17 protein-coding genes are annotated in these 22,481 nt (G+C 44.0%); 3 read left to right on the forward strand and 14 right to left on the reverse strand.

What is annotated here, in order from left to right; all coding sequences use genetic code 11:
• Positions 1–122: 122 nt before the first annotated feature.
• From GMD3S_RS0205420 to GMD3S_RS0205430, 3 genes are all read right to left on the reverse strand, one after another.
• Entirely contained in the window at positions 123–884 is a 762-nt protein-coding gene (locus tag GMD3S_RS0205420) for a DUF6261 family protein (RefSeq protein WP_000161227.1), read from the reverse strand.
• Between the two features lie 25 nt (positions 885–909).
• A complete protein-coding gene (locus GMD3S_RS0205425) occupies positions 910–1,125 on the reverse strand; it encodes a hypothetical protein (RefSeq protein WP_000710794.1) in 216 nt (71 codons plus the stop codon).
• 407 nt (positions 1,126–1,532) lie between these two features.
• A complete protein-coding gene (locus tag GMD3S_RS0205430) occupies positions 1,533–4,526 on the reverse strand; it encodes a type I restriction endonuclease subunit R (RefSeq protein ID WP_029709017.1) in 2,994 nt (997 codons plus the stop codon).
• Between the two features lie 112 nt (positions 4,527–4,638).
• Between GMD3S_RS0205430 and GMD3S_RS0205435 the strand changes: the two genes are divergently transcribed.
• The gene (locus tag GMD3S_RS0205435; protein WP_000076176.1) at positions 4,639–5,256 is read left to right on the forward strand and encodes a TVP38/TMEM64 family protein; all 618 of its coding nucleotides are present in this window, start codon (positions 4,639–4,641) and stop codon (positions 5,254–5,256) included.
• 278 nt (positions 5,257–5,534) lie between these two features.
• Here the strand turns inward: GMD3S_RS0205435 and scrK are convergent, their stop codons facing one another.
• Both scrK and GMD3S_RS0205445 read right to left on the reverse strand, forming a co-directional pair.
• Complete coding sequence (gene scrK / locus GMD3S_RS0205440; protein WP_000164293.1) at positions 5,535–6,422, reverse strand: fructokinase ScrK; 888 nt, start codon at positions 6,420–6,422, stop codon at positions 5,535–5,537.
• A gap of 158 nt (positions 6,423–6,580) precedes the next feature.
• Complete coding sequence (locus GMD3S_RS0205445) at positions 6,581–8,476, reverse strand: sucrose-specific PTS transporter subunit IIBC (protein WP_000185530.1); 1,896 nt, start codon at positions 8,474–8,476, stop codon at positions 6,581–6,583.
• A 377-nt stretch (positions 8,477–8,853) separates the two neighbouring features.
• Between GMD3S_RS0205445 and GMD3S_RS0205450 the strand changes: the two genes are divergently transcribed.
• A complete protein-coding gene (locus GMD3S_RS0205450) occupies positions 8,854–10,308 on the forward strand; it encodes a sucrose-6-phosphate hydrolase (protein ID WP_000455345.1) in 1,455 nt (484 codons plus the stop codon).
• The gene (locus GMD3S_RS0205455) at positions 10,289–11,254 is read left to right on the forward strand and encodes a LacI family DNA-binding transcriptional regulator (RefSeq protein ID WP_000225984.1); all 966 of its coding nucleotides are present in this window, start codon (positions 10,289–10,291) and stop codon (positions 11,252–11,254) included. The genes GMD3S_RS0205450 and GMD3S_RS0205455 overlap by 20 nt, the downstream gene beginning before the upstream one ends.
• 34 nt (positions 11,255–11,288) lie before the next feature.
• Here GMD3S_RS0205455 and GMD3S_RS0205460 read toward each other — a convergent pair whose 3' ends face one another.
• From GMD3S_RS0205460 to GMD3S_RS0205500, 9 genes are all read right to left on the reverse strand, one after another.
• Positions 11,289–12,563, reverse strand: a complete 1,275-nt coding sequence (locus tag GMD3S_RS0205460) for a hydroxymethylglutaryl-CoA reductase, degradative (RefSeq protein WP_000704366.1) — start codon at positions 12,561–12,563, stop codon at positions 11,289–11,291.
• Positions 12,563–13,735, reverse strand: a complete 1,173-nt coding sequence (locus GMD3S_RS0205465; RefSeq protein WP_008289040.1) for a hydroxymethylglutaryl-CoA synthase — start codon at positions 13,733–13,735, stop codon at positions 12,563–12,565. Before GMD3S_RS0205465 ends, GMD3S_RS0205460 begins: the two co-directional genes overlap by 1 nt.
• A gap of 118 nt (positions 13,736–13,853) precedes the next feature.
• On the reverse strand, positions 13,854–14,309 hold the full coding sequence (locus GMD3S_RS0205470; RefSeq protein ID WP_000176909.1) for a threonine/serine exporter family protein: 456 nt from the start codon (positions 14,307–14,309) through the stop codon (positions 13,854–13,856).
• A gap of 1 nt (position 14,310) precedes the next feature.
• Positions 14,311–15,069 (reverse strand): threonine/serine exporter family protein, encoded by a 759-nt coding sequence (locus GMD3S_RS0205475; RefSeq protein ID WP_000344538.1) that lies wholly within the window; start codon positions 15,067–15,069, stop codon positions 14,311–14,313.
• An 86-nt stretch (positions 15,070–15,155) separates the two neighbouring features.
• Positions 15,156–17,057, reverse strand: coding sequence for a Stk1 family PASTA domain-containing Ser/Thr kinase (pknB, locus tag GMD3S_RS0205480; protein ID WP_000614522.1), 1,902 nt, complete (start codon positions 17,055–17,057; stop codon positions 15,156–15,158).
• On the reverse strand, positions 17,054–17,794 hold the full coding sequence (locus GMD3S_RS0205485) for a Stp1/IreP family PP2C-type Ser/Thr phosphatase (protein ID WP_000401528.1): 741 nt from the start codon (positions 17,792–17,794) through the stop codon (positions 17,054–17,056). Before GMD3S_RS0205485 ends, pknB begins: the two co-directional genes overlap by 4 nt.
• A 15-nt stretch (positions 17,795–17,809) precedes the next feature.
• A complete protein-coding gene (rsmB, locus tag GMD3S_RS0205490) occupies positions 17,810–19,123 on the reverse strand; it encodes a 16S rRNA (cytosine(967)-C(5))-methyltransferase RsmB (protein ID WP_008289038.1) in 1,314 nt (437 codons plus the stop codon).
• On the reverse strand, positions 19,116–20,051 hold the full coding sequence (gene fmt / locus GMD3S_RS0205495; protein WP_000163668.1) for a methionyl-tRNA formyltransferase: 936 nt from the start codon (positions 20,049–20,051) through the stop codon (positions 19,116–19,118). Before fmt ends, rsmB begins: the two co-directional genes overlap by 8 nt.
• A 12-nt stretch (positions 20,052–20,063) precedes the next feature.
• Positions 20,064–22,460 (reverse strand): primosomal protein N', encoded by a 2,397-nt coding sequence (locus GMD3S_RS0205500; protein WP_000951902.1) that lies wholly within the window; start codon positions 22,458–22,460, stop codon positions 20,064–20,066.
• Positions 22,461–22,481 lie beyond the last annotated feature (21 nt).

The following is a 22,481-nucleotide window of genomic DNA, read 5'->3' on the forward strand; positions in this document are numbered from 1 at the left end:
TATTTCCTTACGATTATTATATTCTTTTCATCTATGTATACCATTATATCAATTCTTACTGAGTATATAAAGCTTTTATACACAAAATAACCCCTTAGAAATCAATTCCTAAGGGGTTGGTTTTATCCTGCCACTTGTGTCGCTTCTTCTGTTTTCGCTTTCTTCTCCTTCTTATTGAAACCAGTCAATCGTCGCTTACTATCTCGGATTGTATTCAGGTCTTTAAGGAGTTTAGTCAGGTGTTCTTTTTCTGGATAGGCTTCTGCGCTGGCTGCGGTATAGCGCATAAAGAGGTCGTAGATGCTGGTTAGTTCGGTACGGACTTGTCTGGTCTTGCCGACTTCCTTGGCAGACTTATGCGCACGCGCCTGACTTTCCACCTTATCATAGTCTTCCTGCGCACTAATCACCGCCGTCAGCATAGGTGTCAGTCCTAGACTGGTAACGGCCGTATGGTAGGGTTCTTCACTGAGGGTTTTGAGCAAACTCTTGATTTCTGCCGTTTCCACATCATTGCTGTGCTTGGTGATATCCTTGTACTTGGCAAAGACTGGCTTCAAGGTCTCATGAGCTTCTTTGAGTTTGGTCTCCTTGATCTTAGCAAATCCTCGATGAAGAGTAAAGAGACCGACTAGGGCACTGTCACGATTGCGATCGACTTCGGTCAGGTTCGTCGCCTCTTTCTTTTCTACAATAGCGAGTTGGCCTTGGAAGTCTTCTAGCTTGCTCTTGAAGGAATCGAGATGCTTGCTATACATAGACTCGTCCTTATGTGCCTTGGCAAAAACTTCTAGTAGTTGACCCGTATCTACCATGAGACTTTCAAACTCACGGTTAGTAAAGTTGGTATAGCTTAGCGGACGGATAGTGAAAATTTTTGTCATGATGATAACCTTTCTATTAAACAAATCATTTAGTTTTTTCTTTATCAAACCAAGATTGGATTAGTTCTGGAAGATAGACCTGTTTTTGATCTGTTTTTACAATGCTTCCTTGTCTATCAGGTTGAATCAAAGGTCTATCCTTTCTAACATAGACTTGAAGCAATACACAGACCAAAAATAGGAGCCCCCATAGAGGAAGTGTCGATAGCATACTCTCCTCATTTTCTTTATCTTTCTTCATCAGATTTCTCCTTTAAGTTGATAAGACAATTCTAACAAATAGCAAAGAACTTATGACTCTCATCCGCTCAACTGTCTCCTTTATCATCCCAACAGCACTTTTTTAGTCTATTTCTTACTTTTACAGGATAAATCAGTAATTTCAGAAATAGAAAATCCCTATCTGACTGGAAATACACTCCGTCTGTCAGATAGAGACTCTTACTATTTTCAGATTTTAACTTTTCTAGCTTTAGAATACATCTAAACTTTAGGAAAAACGACTATTCGAAAGCTCGAAGACCCCAAAACTTTCTCAGATAGACCATTCGAAGCTTAGAATGCACCTAAATTTATGTATTTCTTATCATTCTAAGCTTAGAATACATATAAAATTTAGGAAGTCTATGTCTTCGAAACTTCGAAGGACTATCTCCCCACTCTGAGTGGCTCAATGACTTCTTCGACAAGTTGCTTACAAGCTTCCTTGATTTGTTTTTTATAGAGGAGGGGATTAAGGGCATCTGCCACTTCTATCTTATAGTCCTGATAGCGCTGGCTCTTGGTCAGTTGGCTTTCTCCTAGTTGTTTTTTAGCTCCCTTGCGGTAGTGTTCGACATAGTAACGGAGTTCATCCTCTCCAACATACCAACGTTTGCTAAATACTTGGATGTGTTGCTGGATGACCTCCTCAATCATCTGATCCAAGATATTTGCGATAGACTGACCACGATAGCTTTCCGGATGTTCTTGGACTTCTCTCCAAAGGTCAGTGATGATCTGGGCAAGATTTGGGTTGATCTTCTCCAGACTTTGGATATAGGTGTCCACTGCTTCTCTATCTTGAGCGCTTAAGTTCTTTTCTTGACTCTGACCTTGCTCGATCAGGCTTTGGATCAAGGTTAGGATATAGGCATAGTTAATCTCATCCACTTGGATAGACTCCAGCTCATAGTGAATATCAAGGGGCTCCCCATCCTCATCACCATCATCTCTTCGGCTTTTTAATTCTGCAAGGATATTTTGATAAAAACCTAGATAGTTTTCCAATTCTTCTGCGCTTAGTCCTGTCTGGGCGTAGATCTCTTCCTCATCATACTCTTTATACACTCGGATAGAGGCTAGATATTTATCAAAGACTTGATAAGCCTTGGCGAGCTTTCTCAACTCAGGTGTAGAAATCTGCTCGATTTGAAGCCCTTGCTCAGGATCATCTGTGATGAGATTTTGGAAATCACTGCAACTCCGTAAAAAGGTTCTCTTTTCCTCTTCCCAGCTAGGCGCTAGGACCTCGTTTTCTCCACCATTTGAGTAGAGCTTGAGGGCATTGTCCACCGCTTCCTTAAAAGCTAGAGGCTTCTGGAAGGTGATGATATGGCCATAGGTCTTACTAGAATCAAAAATACGGTTGGTTCGGCTAAAGGCCTGGATTAAGTCCTGCGGTTGCATGGGCTTTCTGTCGATAAAGAGAGTCGATAGACAAGGCGCATCAAATCCTGTTAAGAGACGATTGACCACGATAACCAAGTCCAACTGCTCATTGCGATAGAGGTATTTATCCTGTTTCCTAGCTAGACGGTTATTGACATCGGTGTTAAAGCCACGAAGATCCGCCATGGTAAAGTGAGTATCAAACTCTTGGTTGTAGTCCTCTAAGACCTGCTTCATGTGGTCTTGGTTGGCTCTTGAGTCCTCTTCGTTTTCAGTGACAGAGTAGGTGATGGTCGCCTTTGGAAAGTCTGGAAGGACCTGCTTGACCCTCTCAGATACTTTGACACGTGTCTGACCAGCCTTGACTCTTTTGAGTAGGTCATAGTAGGCTTGGGCTTGAGGGATGGACTTGACAGTCAGGATGGCATTGTAGGTCTTACCCACTCCTTTTTGGAAGCCTAGTTGTTGACGGGATTTATTGATAATAGCATCCAAGACTTCTAGCATGTGTTCCTCATTTTCGTAGACAGTATCTGGTATGTCATCTTCAGATCTATCCGTAATGAGGGTATTGCGATAGTCTACTTTAAAGCCTAAGACAGCTCCATCATGGATGGCTTCCTTGACCGTATACTCATGGAGACGGTCTCCATACTGTTGCTGGGTGGTTTGGGCAAGGTCACCGACCTGCTGGCGTTTATTTTCCTTAAAGATAGGCGTTCCTGTAAATCCATACCAGAGAGACTGTGGGAAAAAGGCCTTAATGTCCTTTTGTGTTTGTGGCGTCACGGCACGGTGGCATTCATCCACGACAAAGGCCACGCGGAGTCCCTTGATTTTGTCCGCATCTCTTTGGTAAAGACCTTGGTCAAATTTGCGCATCATGGTGGTGATTTTCTGGATAGTGGTCACCACGACCCGCTTATCATTACTTCCTAAGCGCTTGACCAAATCATGAGTATTATCCGTCTCATCGATATCAATGACATCATTGGTTGCATAGGAGAGGAAGGATGATGTGGTCTGTTGGTCCAAGTCCCTGCGGTCAACGACAAAAATCGTCTTTTGGATGGATGGAATCTGGAGGAGATTCCGAGCCACCTTATAAGAAGTCAGGGTCTTCCCTGAACCTGTTGTATGCCAAACATAGCCTGACTCCTGACGGCGCGAAGCTTCCTGCACCGCTTCGATAGCATGGATCTGGTAGGGACGCAAGAGGATGAGAGATTTCTTGCTATCATCAATGACAGAATACTGCATGACCATCTGGTGCGCACGAGGGATAGAAAGGACTTCGTGGGCAAAGCTAGTCAGGTTTGTCACAGGATGATTGTCCTTATCCACCCACTTAGTTAGAAATTGCTTGTTGAGTTTATTTTCCCTAGCTGCAGCGATATAGCGAGTATCTACTTTATTGGTCACAACAAACATCTGCAAGCTAGAGTAGATACCACGGAATTTCCCTTCACGGTCATATTTTTTAATCTGATGAAAGGCATCGATAAATGCTGCTTGGGAACTCTTGAGCTCGATTTGAATCATGGGTAAACCGTTGATGAGAAGAGTAACATCCAGTCTACGGTCTTGGTCCAGAGGATTTACTTTTTCTCTCTGGACTTGATTGACAACTTCATAGCTAGACTTTCCTGCTGCGATATTATCTCGCCAGATAACTGATAAACGAATGGTTCCTAGGCTGGCATCTTCTCTTTGAACTTCGACTTTAGCAATGCCATTTTCACCTACCAACCACTTAGCAGCATCATAGTAGCTGACAAAGTTCAGTTGGTTCTGAATCTGACGTTTTTCCTGCTCTGTCAATGGATGGTCTGCTAGTAGAGCAACATTGTTTTGGGCTAGTTTCTCAAAGAAGTTGTCCCATAGTTGTTCTTCTGTTTTGAGGTCTTCTCTATAAGTCCATTGGCTTTCACCAGTTACCAGTTGGTTGATTAGTTGTTTTTCTATCTCCAGTTCTGGTTTTACTTGCATCATTCTCTCCTTTAACGATGTTCTACTTTCTTTATTATAACATGTTTATCATTAAATTCCCCCTTCTTTCACAAAATATGGTATAGTAGAATCATACTATCTATGAGGAGTTTACATGTCACAGGATAAGCAAATGAAAGCTGTTTCTCCCCTTCTTCAGCAAGTCATCAATATCTCATCTATCGTCGGGGGAGTCGGCACCTTGATTTTCTGTATTTGGGCCTATCAGGCAGGAGTATTACAGTCCAAGGAAACCCTATCAGCCTTTATCCAGCAAGCTGGGGTTTGGGGGCCACCACTCTTTATCTTTTTACAGATCCTACAAACTGTTGTTCCGATCATTCCGGGAGCTTTGACCTCAGTGGCTGGGGTCTTTATTTACGGCCACATCATCGGGACTATCTATAACTATATCGGCATCGTGATTGGCTGTGCCATTATCTTTTATCTCGTGCGCCTCTACGGAGCTGCCTTTGTCCAGTCCGTCGTCAGCAAACGCACCTATGACAAGTATATCGGTTGGCTAGATAAGGGCAATCGTTTCGAGCGGTTCTTTATCTTTATGATGATCTGGCCTGTCAGTCCAGCTGACTTTCTCTGTATGCTGGCTGCCCTGACCAAGATGACCTTCAAACGCTATATGATTATCATCATTCTGACCAAGCCCTTTACTCTAGTGGTTTATACTTATGGTTTGACCTATATCATTGATTTCTTCTGGCAGATGTTTTGAGAATAGAAAATAGCCTGATACTAAATATACTTTAGTATGGAAATCATGCCTATTTTTCGATAGTGAATCGAGGACTTACCCAGCCTTTCCGTCGTGATAAAAACACCTGAAATCTAATGGTTTCAGGTGTTCGGGAACTTTGAGACATTAGGCTCAAAGTTTAGGTATGGAATTTCGAAGAAAGTCGCTACCGTCCGTAATCACTTAAGGAAAGGCTCAAAAACATTTTCATCAAACAAAACATCCGTTTGGTTTCCCAAGCGGATGGTTTCTTTGTTTTATTTTGCGACACTCTTAGCGAGGACAAAGTTTCCAAGTGTGGCAGAACCATTGCCTGCAACTGCTGGAGTGACAATGTAGTCACGCACGTCTGGTACTGGTAGGTAACCATTTAGAAGAGCTGTAAATTTCTCACGCACACGGTCCAGCATGTGTTGTTGGGCCATAACCCCACCACCAAAGACGATCACATCTGGACGGAAAGTCACAGTAGCATTGACCGCAGCCTGAGCGATATAGTAGGCTTGAACATCCCAGACAGAACTGTTGAGTTCGATGTTTTCACCACGAATACCTGTACGAGCTTCCAAACTTGGTCCAGCCGCAAAGCCTTCCAAACAGCCCTTGTGGAAAGGACAAACGCCGTTAAATTCTTTCTCCACATCCATTGGGTGTTTAGCCACATAGTAGTGACCCATTTCAGGGTGACCGACACCACCGATAAACTCACCACGTTGGATAACACCTGCACCAATCCCTGTACCGATCGTGTAGTAAACCAAGTTTTCGATACGACCACCAGCATTGTTACGAGCAACCACTTCACCATAGGCAGAGCTGTTTACATCTGTTGTGAAATACATAGGTACGTTGAGGTAGCGGCGAAGGGCACCAAGTAGGTCTACATTTGCCCAGTGAGGTTTTGGAGTCGTTGTGATAAAGCCATAGGTTTTTGAGTTTTTGTCGATATCGATCGGACCAAAGGAACCGACAGCAAGGCCTGCAAGATTATCGAATTTTGAAAAGAATTCGATGGTTTTATCGATCGTCTCGATAGGAGTTGTTGTTGGAAATTGTGTTTTTTCCACAACATTAAAGTTTTCATCACCGACAGCACAGACAAACTTTGTACCGCCCGCTTCCAAGCTTCCATATAATTTTGTCATGATAAACCTCTTGTTTTTATTTTCTTTATTATAGCATATTTTGAAAGTCTAGATTTCTCTATATTTTAGATTTTCCTCTGTAAATCTTACCATTCAAGCAAAAACGAACAAACATGCCATTTGTTCGTTTTGTTTTTAGATTTGATTTTTGAAGAGGATTAGGCTTTCACTTCGATGATTGCATCACCCTTAGCAACTGTTCCAGAAGCAACTGGATATACTGAAGCAAAGTCTGCAGTGTTTGTTACGATAACCATTGTTGTGTTATCAAGACCAGCAGCAGCAATCTTAGCTGAGTCAAATGTTCCAAGAACATCTCCAGCTTTAACCTTATCACCTTGATTAACTTTTTGGTTGAAGCCTTCACCGTTCATTGAAACAGTGTCGATACCAACGTGGATCAAGATTTCTGCACCGTTAGCTGTTCTCAATCCATAAGCATGGCCAGTTGGGAAGACGATTGTCACTTCAGCATCAGCTGGTGCATAAACAACATCTTGGCTAGGTTTCACGGCGATACCTTGTCCCATAGCTCCGCTTGAAAATACTGGGTCATTCACATTTGAAAGAGCAACAACGTCACCAACGATTGGTGTTTGGATAACACCTTCGCTAGGTGAAGCAAGAGTACCAGTTACTGCTTCTTCTGTTAAACGGTCAGTTTCAGCTTCAGAAATTGCTCCTGAAACTTCTTCTACTTCATCTTCATAACCAAACATGTAAGTAAGAGCGAAACCAAGTACAAATGATACAGCTACCATAAGAAGGTATTGTAGAAGTTGTCCGTTACCAATGTAAAGCATTGTACCAGGGATGATTGTGATACCATTACCAGTACCAGCAAGTCCAAGGATAGATGCCAATCCACCACCGATTGCACCAGCAATCAATGAAAGGAAGAATGGTTTACGGAAACGCAAGTTAACCCCGAAGATAGCAGGCTCAGTAATACCTAGAAAGGCAGAAAGAGCAGCTGGGAAAGCAAGTGTTTTCAGTTTAGGATTTTTAGTTTTCACACCAACGGCAACAGTTGCAGCACCTTGAGCAGTCATAGCTGCAGTGATGATAGCGTTGAATGGGTTAGCGTGGTCAGCAGCAAGCAATTGAACTTCAAGCAAGTTGAAGATGTGGTGAACACCTGATACGACGATCAATTGGTGAACTCCACCGATTAAGAAACCACCAAGACCGAACGGCAAGTTAAGGAGTGCTTTTGTTCCAAGAAGGATGTAGTTTTCAACAACGTGGAAGACTGGTCCGATAATAAACAAACCAAGAATTGACATGACCAAAAGTGTTACGAATGGTGTTACCAAGAGGTCAAGAACGTCTGGAACAACCTTACGAACAGCTTTTTCAAATTTAGCTCCGACAACCCCGATGATGAAGGCTGGAAGAACGGAACCTTGCAAACCTACAACTGGGATAAATCCGAAGAACTGCATTGCAGTTACTTCACCACCAGAAGCAACAGCCCAGGCATTTGGAAGTGAGCCAGATACGAGCATCATACCAAGGACGATACCAACGGCTGGGTTACCACCGAATACACGGAAGGTTGACCAAACAACCAATCCTGGCAAGATGATGAAGGCTGTATCTGTAAGGATTTCTGAGTAAATCTTCACATCATCTGGAAGTGTAATTCCAAGAGCAGTCAAGAGACCACGAACACCCATGAAGAGACCAGTCGCTACGATAACTGGGATGATTGGAACGAAGACGTCACCGAATGTACGGATAGCACGTTGGAACCAATTTCCTTGTTTTGCAGCTTCTGCTTTCATTTCAGATTTTGTAGAAGTTGGCAAACCAAGAGCTACGACTTCATCGTACATCTTGTTTACTGTACCAGTACCAAAGATGATTTGATATTGACCTGAGTTAAAGAAGGCACCTTGAACTTTTTCCAAGTTCTCGATAGCATCTTTGTTAATTTTCGCTTCATCTTTAACCATCACACGGAGGCGAGTCGCACAGTGAGCTACACTGTTGACGTTCTCACGTCCACCCAAGGCTTCGATGACTTTTTTTGCAATTTCTGTATTGGTCATTTGCAAAAATCTCCTTATAAAAAAATTTGTTCTTATTTGAAAGCGATTTTACTCGCCCTACGAGTATTATTTTATCATCTTTCAAAAATATGTCAAGCGTTTTGCAGAAATTTTTAAACCCTTTCTTTTTTCTCTGATTATTTTTGCTCGTTTTTGAGGAAAATTCTCTTTTTCCTCAAAAAAATATCTTTAAACTTGAGGAATCAAGGCTTTTATTTATATTTTCTTTCATTTTTTCGTGAAAATTTGCTAGATCTCCTTTACTTAATTTCTAGCAATCGTTTGACATATTTTTCTTTTTTTTAACATAAAAGACTTGCTTTTTTGGTCGAAAACGTTTACTATTAAGATAGTAGAACTTTAGGAGGAAAGATAAAATGGAATGGACAACAGAGCGTCGCTACAGACGCTATGAAGATTGGACAGATGATGAAATCAAGCAAATCAAGGAAAAGATGGCACAATCTCCTTGGCATACTCATTACCATGTCGAGCCTAAAATGGGGCTTCTCAATGACCCAAATGGCTTTTCCTATTTTGATGGTAAATGGATTCTCTTTTACCAGAACTTCCCCTTTGGTGCAGCACATGGTTTGAAGTCTTGGGTGCAGCTTGAAAGTGATAATCTGGTGCACTTTACAGAAACTGGAGTCAAAGTTTTACCAGATACTCCATTAGATAGCCACGGTGCCTACTCTGGTTCTGCCATGCAGTTTGGCGATAACTTGTTCCTATTTTATACTGGAAATGTCCGCGATGAAAATTGGATCCGTCACCCATACCAGATTGGCGCTTTGATGGATAAGGATGGCAAGATTACAAAGATTGATAAGATCTTGATTGACCAGCCATCAGACTCTACAGACCACTTCCGCGATCCGCAAATTTTTAACTTCAAGGGTCAATATTATGCTATCGTCGGTGGACAGGACTTGGAGAAAAAAGGCTTCGTCCGTCTCTACAAGGCTGTGGACAATGACTACACAAACTGGCAAGCAGTTGGCGACCTTGACTTTGCTAACGACCGCACTGCCTACATGATGGAATGTCCAAATCTAGTCTTTGTAGGGGAGCAACCTGTTCTTCTCTACTGCCCACAAGGATTGGATAAGAGTGTTCTAGACTATGATAATATTTATCCAAACATGTACAAAATCGGGGCTTCCTTTGATCCTGAAAATGCCGAAATGGTAGATGTGTCTCCATTGCAAAATCTAGACTATGGTTTTGAAGCCTATGCAACTCAAGCCTTCAACGCTCCAGATGGACGTGCACTAGCAGTAAGTTGGCTTGGGTTGCCAGATGTTTCTTACCCATCTGACCGTTTTGACCACCAAGGAACCTTCTCATTGGTCAAAGAACTCACTATCAAAGATGGCAAACTCTACCAATATCCGGTCGCAGCCGTCAAAGAACTTCGTGCTTCTGAAGAGGTCTTCTCAAATCGTACTCAAACCAACAACACCTATGAACTCGAGCTCAACTTGGAGGCCAATAGCCAAAGCGAGATTGTCTTACTTGCTGATAAAGAAGGCAAGGGGCTTTCAATCAACTTTGACCTTGTCAATGGACAGGTGACAGTGGATCGTAGTCAGGCTGGTGAACAGTACGCCCAAGAATTTGGTACGACTCGTTCTTGCCCTATCGATAACCAAGCTACTACTGCCACTATCTTCATCGACAAGTCAGTCTTTGAAATTTTCATCAATAAAGGAGAAAAAGTATTTTCTGGTCGTGTCTTCCCACATGCAGACCAAAATGGTATCCTGATCAAGTCTGGAAAACCAACTGGAACTTACTATGAATTAGATTATGGTCGCAAAACTAACTGATGTCGCAAAACTTGCAGGCGTCAGCCCCACTACCGTCTCACGGGTCATCAATAAAAAGGGTTATCTATCTGAGAAAACCATCCAAAAGGTTAATGAAGCCATGCGAGAATTGGGCTACAAGCCCAATAATCTGGCTCGAAGTCTCCAAGGAAAATCTGCCAAGTTGATTGGACTTATTTTTCCAAACATCAGTCATGTCTTTTATGCAGAGTTGATTGACAAGTTGGAACACCAACTCTTCAAAAATGGTTACAAAACCATCATCTGTAACAGCGAACATGACTCTGAAAAAGAACGGGAGTACATTGAAATGCTGGAGGCCAACCAGGTCGATGGTATCATTTCTGGAAGTCACAACTTGGGAATCGAAGACTACAATCGTGTGACGGCACCGATTATTTCCTTTGACCGAAATCTATCACCAGACATCCCTGTCGTCTCCTCTGATAACTACGGTGGCGGGGTCCTCGCAGCCCAAACTCTGGTCAAGACTGGAGCCCAGTCTATCATCATGATTACAGGAAATGATAACTCTAACTCACCGACTGGACTGCGTCATGCTGGCTTTGCCTCTATTCTCCCAAAAGCGCCTATTATCAATGTTTCGAGTGACTTTTCTCCCGTCAGAAAAGAAATGGAAATCAAAAATATCTTGACCCATCAGAAACCAGATGCGATTTTTGCTTCGGATGATTTGACAGCTATCCTGGTTATCAAAATAGCTCAGGAGCTAGGTATCTCTGTTCCTGATGAGCTCAAGGTCATCGGCTACGATGGGACTTACTTTATCGAGAACTACTATCCTCACCTGACAACGATTAAGCAACCTATGAAAGAGATTGCCCAACTCACTGTTGATCTTCTCTTGCAGAAGATTGAAGGCAAGGAAGTTGCGACAACTGGTTACTTCTTACCAGTCACCCTATTACCTGGAAAAAGTATTTAAGTACAAAAAACTCAGACGAATTCGTCTGAGTTTTTTATGATCTTAAGTTTTCGAGATAGCGCTGGGCTGTCTCTAAGTTAAAGGTTTTCTCCGATATTAAGCGCTCAACTAGGGGAACAACTTCAGACTCGCTAGCACCAGCTAGTAGAGCTAAGGATTTGGCCTGCAACTTCATGTGGCCTTGCTGGATGCCCGTACTTACCAAGGCTTTGAGGGCCGCAAAGTTTTGGGCAAGACCGATGGACACGATAATTTGAGCTAATTCCTTGGCTGAAGGATTTCCTAGTAGTTCATGACTGAGGGCTACACGTGGGTTGAGTCCAATAGAGCCACCCTTTGTAGCTACCGGCATGGGTAATGTCATCTCACCAACCAATTCTTCTCTTTCCATGTCCAGCTTCCATTGACTAAGACCTTGATAGCGTCCATCTCGACTGGCAAAGGCATGGGCCCCAGCTTCGATAGCACGCCAGTCATTACCCGTGGCGATTAAAATGGCATCAATACCGTTAAAAATCCCTTTATTATGAGTAGCCGCTCTGTAAGGATCAGCCTGCGCAAACTGGCTAGCCAAGGCTATTTTCTCCGCAATTTCTCGTCCTTGGTCCCTTTGGGGACTCAAGTAGCGAAAGGCGATACGACAACTTGCTGTCACCAGAGAATCAGTCGCGTAGTTGGACAAAATTCCCATAAGACTCTGTCCTTGACTGAGTTCTTCTAAGACTGGCTTCAAGGCTTCCAGCATGGTGTTGAGCATATTGGCTCCCATGGCTTCCTGAGTATCAACATGGAGATAAACAACGAGAAAGTCTGTTTCACCTTTGATCTGCTCTACATGTAAATCACGCGCCCCGCCTCCACGTTTGACGATAGAAGGATAGGCTTGATTGGCAAGTTCCAAGAGTTCGGCTTTCTTGCTGGAAATCTTCTCTTGCGCTTGTTCAGGATCAGCAACTTGATAAAGGGCTACCTGCCCAATCATCTGGCGCTCATGTACTTGAGCAGTAAAGCCACCAGACCGCTTGATGATTTTACTTGCATAGCTGGCCGCAGCAACCACTGAGGGTTCTTCTGTCACATAGGGAACTGTATAGTCCTGACCGTTCACCAAAAGTTCTGGAATGATCGAATAAGGCAGAGAAAAAGTTCCTACCACATTTTCACTCAGCTGATCTGCAACAGCTAAGCTGACTTGTTCATCCTGCTCCAGACTTGTTTGCTTGTCAGGACTAAGGAGCGCCTGATCTCGCAACAACTCAAGGCGCTCATGGTATGATTTTTTAGAAAATCCATTCCAACTTATCTTCATTATTTTTCAACCTTGCTATATCGGCGTTGGTGGTCGACAATTTCCACCAAGGCATAGTCTTGATGTTCATAGCCTGCAAATTGGGCTGAGCCAGACTCATCCAACTGCACCTCTTCGAAGAAGACTTTTTCATAGTCTGCAACAGACAGTGCTGTACGTTGTTTGAGTTTGCTCAAGCGATCTTTGTCGAGATAGGCCTCATAGCCTTCGACCAATTCACCACTAAAGAACTCTGAAACCGCTCCACTTCCGTAGCTGTAGAGGGCAATTTTATCTCCAGCCTTCAAAGTTTCTGTATTTTCCAAAAGGGAGAGAAGGCCGAGGAAGAGGGAACCTGTATAGATATTTCCAATCATCTGACTGTAGAGAATGGACTTATCAAAGTTTTCTTGCAGACTATCCTTTTTCTCTTGAGATAAGTTCTTGTCCATCATCTTGCGCAAGCCTTTTAGGGCCAACTTAGGATAAGGCAAGTGGAAGCAGATAGCCGCAAAGTCATCCATAGTCCAATCATAGCGTTTCTTGTATTCATCCCAAGTCGTTGTCAGGCAATCAAGATACTGTTGGGTCGAGTACATGCCGTTTACATAAGGAGTGCTTGAATAGTTCGGACGCCAGAAATCCATGATGTCGCGCGTTTGGGCAACGTTATCATTGTTAAAGGCCATAATGCGCGGATTTTGGGTGATCAACATCGCCACACTTCCAGCACCCTGAGTTGGTTCGCCCGGAGTTCCGACACCATACTTGGCAATATCACTGGCAATAACCAAAACCTTAGACTCTGGAGAATTTTCCACATGCAATTTAGCATAATGAAGGGCAGCTGTCGCTCCATAGCAGGCTTCTTTGATTTCAAAGCTACGGGCGAAAGGCTGAATGCCTAATAGGCCATGAACAAAGACTGCCGCTGCCTTACTCTGGTCAATCCCTGACTCAGTCGCCACGATGACCATATCGATTTCTTCTTTTTCTTTGTCTGTTAAAATAGAGTTGCTTGCACTAGCTGCCAAGGTAACAATGTCCTCAGTCAGTGGAGCAATACTAATTTCATTTAACAAGAGTCCCTTGCTAAATTTTTCGGGGTCAACTCCCCTCGCTTCTGCTAAGTCTTGTAATTTCAAGACATATTGACTGGTCGCAAAACCAATCTTATCAATACCGATTGTCATATTTACCTCTGTTTTTTCATTCATTGTAAAAAATCGTTTCATTCTATTTTATCACAAATAGGAACAAAAGAGAGAAAAAAGACTTGATTCAACAAATCAAGTCTTTGCTTTGATTGTATTAGGAAGAGATTCCTCGTTGTTTTCGGATGTAGTAATAAAGCTTTAGAATCACCGTTCCACTTGCCATTCCAATGGAAATAACGAGGGCTAACATAACCACCAAAGTCGCGCTGGCAATAGCATGGCTGTAATCGCCTGTCACAAAGAAGGCAGTCGTCCGATAGGATAAATAACCTGGCACCAAGGGGGCAAGAATAGCCAAGACAAAGACCACCGCTGGTGTCTTATAGACAATACTTAAAATCTGACTGATGCAAGAGCCAATTACTGCTGCGATAAAGGTCGCGACAATAACATTGGTTGGTTCTTTGAGGACGAGATAGAGGAGCCAAACGCCCATTCCCAAAACACCACCAGGTAGGAGCATGGAGCGTTGAACATTCAGTACGATTAGAAAGGTGATAATGGCGAGTAAACTCGCCACTGCTTGGAGCAAAATACTTGTTAGAGTCATCTTATGTCATCAAAACCAGGGCGACAGAGGTGCCAGCCCCTAAAGCGAGGGTAATGAGCAAAGATTCAAACATCTTGCTCATACCAGAGTTGATATGGTTGGTCATGATATCCCGTACCGCATTTGTCAGAGCAATCCCTGGAACAAAGGGCATGACCGCTCCTGCTATAATCAGGTCTGCCGTCGAAGGAAATCCTGTATAGCGGGCCCAGAACTGGGCGATCAATCCGAAAACAAAGGCACCCGCAAAGGCCGTTACAAAAGGAATGCGGACAAACTTCTCGACGTAGAGAGAGAAGGCAAATCCAAATAAAGTTGCAATAGCTGCACCAAAAGCGTCATAAACATTGCCCCCAAACATAATCGAGAAGAAAGGGGCACTGAGGGTCGCTGCTACAGTCACTTGGAACTTTGTATAAGGAAGTGCTTGATCGCCGATTTCTTTCAGCTTTTTAAAGGCTGTCGAGAGATCAATCTGGCCACCGACAAGCTCCCGTGATACTTGATTGACATCGCAAACTTTTTCAATGTTATAAGAGGATGAGGTCACCCGTTTCATCCGAGAAATATTGGTGTTTTCAATAGAAAAGAAAATAGCTGCGGGCATGGCAAGAACATTGCAATCCAATATTCCCTGCGAATGGGCAATACGGATCATCGTATCCTCGACCCGATGAATCTCTGAGCCACTTTTCAGGAGAATGGTTCCTGCTAGCATAATCACATCAATGACGGCATTCAACTCTCTCGATTCGTCCATTTTCTCCTCCTTTTTCTACTCCCTATATTTTATCACAAAATCTTGTTAAAAAAAATCTTTGTCATGAAATCATGACAAAGATTCGTTTAATCTCGAGAACTTTCGTGAGTTCCTTCACTATTGGATGAACTGCTAGAAGGAGTGTTACCTTGTTGATTTCCTTGTTGGTTCCCCTGGTTTGGACTTGTAGGAGAACCCTGGTTCCCACGTTGGGCAGGATTAGAGGATGAAGTTGACGGTGGTGTTTTTGGTTTGTAGATGGAAAGTTTGATACGCGTACTTGCAAGATCAACCTGTTCTCCTGCTCTTGGCGTTTGACTTACAACAGTTCCTTCTGCCGTTCCTTCAGGAGCAGTCGATACTTCTACAACCTCAATATTCGCTTCCTTCACACCGACAATCTGAGTCAAGTTATTCTTTGTAAACTCGAGACTTGAACCGATGTAGTTCGGCATGCTGACACTAGTCACCTTCTTAGCCACTGTTAAGGTAATCGTAGTGGCTTTTGAGAGATCATAAGTCGAACCCGAAGCAGGGGTCTGTCTGATGACGATTCCAGGTTCGCTTTCATTGGATTCTTCCTCTTCCATCTTGATTAGATTTTCAGGAACCTTCTTCTCCTTGAGTTCAGCTACAACTTCCGTATACTTACGTCCGACATAATTGCTCAATTGGAAGGATTGCTTACCAGAAGAAACAATCAAATTGACCTTGGTTCCTTCTTTTCGGCCACTACCAGCTTCTGGATCCGTTCGAATAACACGTCCTTCTGCTACTGTATCGCTAGCTTCTGACTTTTCTTCACCAGCTTCAAACTTGGATTTTTTAAGAGCTTCCTTAGCCTCGGCAACGGTTTGTCCAGCCACATCAGGAATGGGAATCGTTGCAGGTGTTCTTGACAAAATCCAGACCAAAGAGGCTGCAACCAATAGAAGACTGGCCAAAAGAATCATATAGCGAGCCTTAAACTTCCGTTTCTTGGCTGGTTTTGGCGCTGGAGCCGGTTCTGCCACTGGTTGAGTTGGTTTCTTTAGCTGAGGGCGTTCTTCTTGCGCCGGAGCTTTAGGAATCGATGTTAGTGTACTTTGTGGGACTTTAGGTAAAGTCTTAGTGTCTGCCTTACTCGCATCGTCAAAGACCAGTTTCGGTTCATTGCGACGATTATAAGACAAGCTAGTTGACAAGTCCACATACATTTCAGAAACAGACTGATAACGGTCTGATAGCTTCTTAGCAGTTGCCTTGATGACAACATTTTCTAAAGCCTGAGGGACAGATGGGTTTTCAGCTATGACGGACGGAAGTGGCTTCTGGAAATGCTGGAGGGCAATCGTAACCGCGCTATCCCCATCATAAGGGATATGTCCCGTCAGCATTTCATAGAAGATAATCCCCATTGCATAGATATCACTCTGGAAGGTCGCTTTAGAACCACGCGCTTGCTCAGGTGACAAATAATGAACAGAGCCTAACATTGAGTTTGTCTGGGTCAGACTGGTCTCTGCAAAGGCTACGGCAATCCCAAAGTCCGTGACCTTAGCTGTGCCGTCAGGTGTCAAGAGGATATTTTGAGGTTTCAAATCCCGGTGAACGATTCCTCGAGTATGGGCTAAGCGCATGGCCAAGAGGATTTGCCCCATAATCCGAACTGCTTCTTCATTTGAAAGAGGATAGTGTTCTTTGATATAACGCTTGAGGTCAAGGCCTGCTACGTATTCCATAGCCAGGTACTGTTGACCATCTTCCTCACCAATATCTGTTATCCGAACGATATGAGGATGGTCCAGATCCGCCATGGCTCTCGCTTCACGTTGGAAACGTGCCACAGCAATTGGGTCTGTCTGGTAGTTAGTCCTCAGGACCTTCACTGCCACTTCTTCCCCGTCTAGGATCAAATCCTTGGCCAAGTAAACATCTGCCATGCCTCCTCGACCAATCTGCTTGACAATCCGATACCGCCCGGCAAAAATCTTGCCGATTTGGATCATTCTGCTGCCTCCTCGTTCATGTAAACAAGGGCAACCGTAATGTTGTCTAAACCTCCTGCATTGTTAGCGAAGCGAATGAGGGTTGTCGCCTTGTCTGCTAGGGAAATATCACTGGTTACGATATCATAAATCTCGCTTGCCGAAATCATATTGGTCAAACCATCACTATTGAGCAAGAGATAATCTCCTGACTCCAGTGTAATCATCCCAAAATCTGGCTGGATTTCATCTTTTTGTCCGATAGACTGGGTGATGATATTCTTTTGAGGGTGAGTTTCTGCTTCTTCTGGAGTCAATTGACCAGCCTTGAGCAATTCATTGACCAAAGAATGGTCACTTGTCAACTGGTGGTATTCTTCTCCACGAATCAAACCGATACGAGAATCTCCAATGTGAGCATAGATGGCTTGGTTGTCAATAAACGCAACAGCTTCTAGCGTTGTTCCCATACCTCTGTAGGCTTCGTCCTGACCTAGTTGATGAATTTTTTGATTTTCAATCTCCAGGTAGTGGGCAAACCACTCACGAACTTCATTGACTGAGTCAATTTGAGTATCCACCCAAGCCACACCAAGGTCTGTTACCGCCATCTCACTAGCGATATTTCCTGCACGGTGTCCTCCCATCCCGTCAGCCAAGATGATCATAGTGCGTCCTGCTCGGTTGACAAAGTGATTGACATAGTCCTGATTATTTGTCCGTTTCTGACCAACATCTGTTAATAATGCTATTTCCATTGTGTCAGTTCCTTCCTATTCTGATATCTTGCGAAATTGGCTGATAAAGAATCCATCACTTCCATACAATTCAGGAGTAATCAGGATGCAGCCATCTTTCAGGATATCTTTACATTCGTGTTCTAGTTTAACCTGCTCGAACTCGGGATGACTTTCTAAAAATGCTTCAACAACTTGAAAGTTCTCCTCAGAGACAATAGTACAGGTACTATACGTTATTATACCACCTTTACGTAGTGTTTGACAAACACTACCTAATATTTCCAGCTGAATTTCCTGTAAGGACGTGAAATCTGCTGTTTCTTTATTGTATTTGATGTCTGGTTTGCGACGTAAAAGTCCAATCCCAGAACAGGGAGCATCTACCAAAATCTTATCAAAAGAATCCCGACCGAAAAACTCATGAACCTTTCTGGCATCCAATTTTTGCGTTTGCACTCGTTCTGCCACACCTAAACGCTCCGCATTTTCTTGGATCAAGTCCAACTTATGGTCATACAAGTCCAGAGCAGTTACCTGACCTGTAGCGAGATAAGAAGCTATATGAGCTGTTTTTCCACCCGGAGCGGCACAGGCATCCAGGACCTGCTCATCGCCTTGTAGATCAAGAGTCGGAGCAACCAGTTGACTGGACTCGTCTTGGATGGTTATAGCCCCTTCTGCGAACAAATCATGTCCTGCAAAGTGGCCTTGCTCCTTGACCAGACCAGTGGCCGCTAAAGGGGAATTGGTCGCCTCTAACAAAGCTTTGATTTCCTCTTTTCGGCTCAAGTTGGTCACCCGGATGCTAGCTTTGTTGCGCACCAAGAGACTTTTAAAGATGGCTTGTGCTCTCTCTTCACCGTATTCTTCCTTGAGTTTAGACACGAGCCAAACTGGGAGAGAATAGGCAATGGAATCACGCTTGTTTTTGCGTTTGATACTGTCAATGTCTGGCCAGCCTTCTCGCAAGATACGACGAAGGACGGCGTTGACTAATTTTTCACTGCCTTTTTTACGCGCTTTGGCTAGTTCCACTGCTTCATTAACAACAGCGTGATTAGGAATCTTATCCAGATACCGAAGTTGGTAAGCGCTCAGAAGGAGCAGGATATAGAGCCAGTTATCTAGCTTATCCCGGTCTTCGATAAAGTGGGACAGGTACCATTCCAGAGTCAGTTTTCGGGCTACCGTACCGTAGACAATCTCTGTCACCAACCCCTTATCTGTTGCTGAGAGGTGACTGCACTTGAGGTGTTTGTTTAAGGCAATATTGGAGTATGCTTGGTTGATAAAAACATCCTCTAATACTGCTAGAGCTAGACTTCTAGCCGTTTCTACTTTAGTCACCAAATCGTTCTCCTACAGTCAATGTCCGTCCAACTCCGTTGAGGAAGGAAGCAATGTCCATCTTAGGCTTCCCAGCTGGCTGCACTTGCTTGAGAGATAGAGCTCCTTCAGCCGTTGCGACAATCAATTCCTTTTTGCCAATAGAGAGGATCTCACCTGGATTTCCCTGACCTTCTACTGGTAGGGCTTCATAAATCTTAAAGCGGTCTCCTTTAAGAAAAGTATGGGCAACAGGCCATGGATTCATCCCTCTGATTTGGTTAAAGAGTTGGCGATTGGTTTTAGTCCAATCCAGTTTCTCTTCCTCTGGCTTGATATTTGGCGAGAAAGTGACTTGACTAGGATCTTGTAGTTCAGGTTGGATTTCTCCTGCTAGGTAGCCAGGTAGCGTATCCAAAAGCAAATCGCGACCAACGATTGCCAATTTTTCAAACAAGGTGCCGACATTGTCCTCGTCTGTGATAGGAATGCTACGACGGGAAATCATATCACCTGCATCCATTTCTTTAACCATTTCCATGATGGTCACACCAGCTTCCTCATCCCCTTGAATCAGGGCATAATGAATGGGAGCTCCACCACGGTGTTTGGGAAGAAGGGAAGCGTGAACATTGACCGCAAAGTCCATGCTATCAAGGAGTTTACTTGGGAGAAATTGCCCAAAAGCAGCAGTGATAATCCCATCAGCTCCTAGCTTCATAATGTCTTCCATCTCTGGACTTCCAGATAATTTTTCAGGTTGGTAGATAGGAAGACCTGCTTCTTTGGCGGCCTGCTTGACTGGGGTTTCTTGGATCACTTTTTTACGGCCAACAGCGCGGTCTGGCTGGGTCACAACAGCCAGAATCTCGTAACGGTTGTCTGATAACAACCCCTTCAAAACTGTCGCTGAAAAATCAGGTGTCCCCATAAAGATTAGTTTTGTCATTTCTTCTCCTTCTTATAAAAATTGCTGCGGTTCGTGGTCAATGCTGAGACGAAGCTCGCTATTTTCACGTTCTTGAGTCAAGGCCAAGACCTGATTGAGGGTTGGACCCAGCTCATCTTCTAAACGGTATTTAATCAAAATCTGGTAATGATAAAGGTTGTGGGTACGGGCGATTGGTTTTGGCGTTGGTCCAAGGATTTTACTAGTTTCCGATAAACCTGATCGCAAAATTCCCATGACTTCATAGGCACGTTTGACGACCTCTTCTTCTTTCTTGTGAGAGAGGGTAATCCCAATAGTGAAATAATAAGGCGGATAGCCGAGTTGGCGTCTGATACTCATTTCATAGGCATAAAAACCTTCATAGTCTTGGTCTTTGGCAAATCGAATGGCATAGTGCTCCGGATTGTAAGACTGGATCAAGACCTGCCCAGCTTTTTCCGCACGGCCTGCACGGCCTGCCACCTGAGTTAAGAGTTGGAAGGTTCTCTCGGAAGAACGGAAATCAGGCAGATTCAAGGCCGTATCCGCATTGAGCACTCCGACCAAGGTCACATTGGGAAAATCCAAGCCCTTAGCAATCATCTGAGTTCCCAGCAAGATATCTGCTTCACCTTGGCCAAACTGGTCAAGAAGAGCTTGGTGACTGCCTTTCTTGCGGGTCGTATCCACATCCATCCGCAGAATGCGAGCCTGAGGAAAGAGTTCTGCCAGTTCATCGTAAGCTTTCTGAGTCCCCGTCCCGTAGTAACGAATACTGCGGCTTTGACAGTTGGGACAGACATGAGGAATCCCCTTTGAAAATCCACAGTAATGGCAGTTCATGGTCTTGGTATCCATGTGGAGAGTCAGAGAAATATCACAGTTGGGACAGCTATCTACCGTTCCACACTCCCGACACATAACAAAACTAGAATAACCCCGACGGTTGAGCATGAGGACTGCCTGTTCTTTTTTATCCAAACGGTCTCGAATGGCCTCTAGCAAAGGAGGCGTAAAGTTTGATGTCTCATTCTGCCCGATATAGTCCCGAAAGTCAATCACTTGAACTTCAGGAATAGTGGCTAAAGGATTGGCCCGTTGGGTCAGACGTAAGTGTTGATAGACACCTTTTCCAGCACGCGCACGGCTCTCTAAGCTCGGTGTCGCTGAGCCAAGGACTAGGGCTGCTTGATTGTACTGGGCCCGTAGAATGGCGACCTCTCTAGCATGATAACGGGGATTGCTGTCTTGTTTGTAGCTAGCTTCATGCTCTTCGTCGATAATTATAACACCTAGATTTTTCAAAGGAGCAAAGATAGCTGATCGAGCGCCAACAACAACTTGGGCATCGCCACGCTCAACCTTGCGCCATTCGTCGTACTTTTCACCATTGGACAGGCCTGAGTGAAGAATGGCTACTTTCTCACCAAATCGAGCAATAAAACGCTCCGTCATTTGTGGCGTCAGAGAAATCTCAGGCACCAGCAAAATAGCCGTCTTACCCTTATCCAAGGCTCCTTGGATAATCTGCAAGTAAACCTCCGTTTTCCCACTTCCTGTAATCCCTTGAAGGAGGAATGGAGGCTGTTGACTACCAATAGCACTGACAACCGCATCGCGAGCTTGTCTTTGCTCTGGGTTCAGCTCCAAAGGTGTACTTGCTTCAATGCCTTCAAAATAAGCAGCTGAACGTTGCACTTCCTTTTGGACTAGAGTTAAAGCTCCTTGCTCCACAAAAAAGTTGACTTGCTCCCGTGAGTAGGATTCTAACAAGCTAGCCAGAGGAGCACTTTCAGGATGAGACAGCAGATAATCTCTCAGCTCTGCCTTTTTCTTAGCACGCGCAGAAATCTCAATCCGCTCTAGCTGAGTAGCATCAACCTCATACCAAGACTGGGTCTTGACCTTCTTTTGATCGACTGCCTGGTATTCTAAGCGGAGCAGACCTTTCCTAGTCAAGCGCATCATCTCAGCTTGCTTAGCAAGGTCTAAAGAAGAAAAGACTAGCGAATCTTCTGAACCAAACAAGCGCTCTTTGTCTGCCTGACTCAGACCTTCCAGAGGATAGAGAATCTTGTCATAGCTAGAATTCAGAAATCCTGGAAGCATAGCTTTTAGAATGGAGATTTTATAAGAAAAGACGGACTTGCGTAACTCCTCAGCCAACCAGAGTTGCTCCTGAGTCAAGACAGGAGAAAAATCTAGCACCTCTGCAATCTCCTTCAAGTCCTGACCTTCCATCTCTTCATCCGACTGGGACTCCAGGCCAAGCACAATCCCTTGTATCAAACGATTACCCTTTCCGAAGGGGACATGAACCCGCATACCGACTTCCAGCATCTCTACAAATTCCTCAGGGACCTTATAACTATAGGGCTGGTCCGTCTGCATAAGGGGAACATCCACAATAATCTTTGCGATTGCCATCTTCTCACCTCCTCCTTGTCA

It is taken from the genome of Streptococcus sp. GMD3S (assembly GCF_000298695.2).
Taxonomy (GTDB): domain Bacteria; phylum Bacillota; class Bacilli; order Lactobacillales; family Streptococcaceae; genus Streptococcus.

Bases quoted from the DNA above. Each gene is read 5' to 3' on its own strand.
- GMD3S_RS0205445 (WP_000185530.1), bottom strand. From the start codon at position 8,476: ATGACCAATACAGAAATTGCAAAAAAAGTCATCGAAGCCTTGGGTGGA.
- GMD3S_RS0205475 (WP_000344538.1), bottom strand. From the start codon at position 15,069: ATGGACGAATCGAGAGAGTTGAATGCCGTCATTGATGTGATTATGCTA.
- scrK (WP_000164293.1), bottom strand. From the start codon at position 6,422: ATGACAAAATTATATGGAAGCTTGGAAGCGGGCGGTACAAAGTTTGTC.
- GMD3S_RS0205455 (WP_000225984.1), top strand. From the start codon at position 10,289: ATGGTCGCAAAACTAACTGATGTCGCAAAACTTGCAGGCGTCAGCCCC.
- GMD3S_RS0205420 (WP_000161227.1), bottom strand. From the start codon at position 884: ATGACAAAAATTTTCACTATCCGTCCGCTAAGCTATACCAACTTTACT.
- GMD3S_RS0205465 (WP_008289040.1), bottom strand. From the start codon at position 13,735: ATGACAATCGGTATTGATAAGATTGGTTTTGCGACCAGTCAATATGTC.
- GMD3S_RS0205460 (WP_000704366.1), bottom strand. From the start codon at position 12,563: ATGAAGATAAGTTGGAATGGATTTTCTAAAAAATCATACCATGAGCGC.
- GMD3S_RS0205485 (WP_000401528.1), bottom strand. From the start codon at position 17,794: ATGGAAATAGCATTATTAACAGATGTTGGTCAGAAACGGACAAATAAT.
- pknB (WP_000614522.1), bottom strand. From the start codon at position 17,057: ATGATCCAAATCGGCAAGATTTTTGCCGGGCGGTATCGGATTGTCAAG.
- GMD3S_RS0205430 (WP_029709017.1), bottom strand. From the start codon at position 4,526: ATGATGCAAGTAAAACCAGAACTGGAGATAGAAAAACAACTAATCAAC.
- GMD3S_RS0205500 (WP_000951902.1), bottom strand. From the start codon at position 22,460: ATGGCAATCGCAAAGATTATTGTGGATGTTCCCCTTATGCAGACGGAC.
- fmt (WP_000163668.1), bottom strand. From the start codon at position 20,051: ATGACAAAACTAATCTTTATGGGGACACCTGATTTTTCAGCGACAGTT.
- GMD3S_RS0205435 (WP_000076176.1), top strand. From the start codon at position 4,639: ATGTCACAGGATAAGCAAATGAAAGCTGTTTCTCCCCTTCTTCAGCAA.
- GMD3S_RS0205470 (WP_000176909.1), bottom strand. From the start codon at position 14,309: ATGACTCTAACAAGTATTTTGCTCCAAGCAGTGGCGAGTTTACTCGCC.
- GMD3S_RS0205450 (WP_000455345.1), top strand. From the start codon at position 8,854: ATGGAATGGACAACAGAGCGTCGCTACAGACGCTATGAAGATTGGACA.
- GMD3S_RS0205425 (WP_000710794.1), bottom strand. From the start codon at position 1,125: ATGAAGAAAGATAAAGAAAATGAGGAGAGTATGCTATCGACACTTCCT.